Origin of the sequence: Cesiribacter sp. SM1 (assembly GCF_020178975.1) — a bacterium.
Taxonomy (GTDB): Bacteria; Bacteroidota; Bacteroidia; order Cytophagales; family Cyclobacteriaceae; genus Cesiribacter.
In genome coordinates, this window is record NZ_JAHXBU010000026.1 from 1 (window position 1) to 1,450 (window position 1,450).

Annotated in this window: 1 protein-coding gene; it reads left to right on the forward strand. The window is 44.4% G+C overall.

Going from position 1 to position 1,450, the window contains the following annotated elements; translation table 11 throughout:
• On the forward strand, nucleotides 1-914 hold a 914-nt coding region (locus KWJ01_RS03930), incomplete at its 5' end, for an IS110 family transposase (protein WP_224995122.1).
• Between the last annotated feature and the right edge of the window lie 536 nt (nucleotides 915-1,450).

The window sequence follows — 1,450 nt, forward strand, 5'->3', positions numbered from 1 at the left end:
TTTCATTTCCCCAGCTTATCGCCAGAGGATGTGGACTGGATGTTCACAAGAACCTCATTGTTGCCTCGGTTTCAGGAGAAGGCCTAGAAGAACAGACCAGAGAGTTTAGCGCCTTTACCGAAGACCTGGAGGAGCTTCGTGATTGGCTCAACAGCTTATCAGTCACGCATGTAGCCATGGAAAGCACCAGTGTCTATTGGAAGCCGGTGTTCAATGTCTTAGAAGAAGACTTTGAGATTATCTTAGTCAATGCCCGCCACATCAAGAATGTGCCAGGGCACAAGACCGACAAGAAAGATAGCCAATGGATCGCGCAGCTACTGTTGAGCGGCTTGTTGAAAGGCAGCTTTATTCCGCCCAGACCTATTCGTGAGCTTCGGGATTTGTTCCGATACCGTAAGAAGCTTACAGCTCAGATGGTAGGGGAAAAGAACCGCCTGCAGAAGATTTTGGAAGATGCCAACATCAAGCTTTCCAGTGTAGCCAGTGATGTGTTTGGAGCATCGGGCATGGCCATTATTCAGGCAATAATTGATGGAGAAACCTCTGCTGAAGCTTTACAGCAGCTAGCCTATGGCAGCCTAAGAAAGAAAGAAGAGCTTAGGCAAGCACTTAAAGGCCATATTACTGCTCATCACCGCTTTATGCTCAAGACCTTTCTCAAATCTATTGCTCAAGTGCAGGCTATCATCGATGATATTGATCTTCAGATTGAGGAAGTGCTCAAGGACTATCAAACAGAAATGGAGCTACTGCAAACCATTCCCGGAGTGGGCAGACAAACAGCAGGAATCATGATCGCTGAAATGGGCGCAGACATGCAGCAGTTTCCTTCCCAGCATCATCTTGCCTGCTGGGCTGGTGTATGTCCGGGCAATAATGAGAGTGCGGGTAAAAAAAAAGTGCACGCATAACTCAAGGAAACAAAACACTGAAAACCGCCCTTGTTGAAGCTGCCTGGGTAGCCAGCTGTAGAAACAATGATAACTATCTGAAAATCAAGTACGCTTCTTTAGTAGGTAGAAGAGGAAAAAAGCGAGCTCTCATTGCGGTAGCTCATAAAATCATTGTGGCCGCTTACCACATCTTAAAAAACAAAGAGCCTTACCGCGAATATGATTATCAGACTTTTATGCACAAAAGAAAGCAAAGGCAAATTGAGCATTACCAAAACAAACTAAGGGAGCTACAATCAGCATAAGCTAATCACCAAAGGTCGAGCTTTTATTGGTAGTTAAACCGGAAATAAAACTGACTTCACACATGAAGAACAAAGGATTGTTGCCAAAGAGCACGTAGAAAAAATTTTCACTTCCTTCATGTGTCTTTACAACTATCCTTTCTACTGCCACCCAGCTGGATAGCCAGAAAAACTCTGTGCCTATGCTTATCCTTTGTGGCAATAGGACCTAATCCTAGCAGAAATCGACATTCTTTTTCAGAAAAAAAA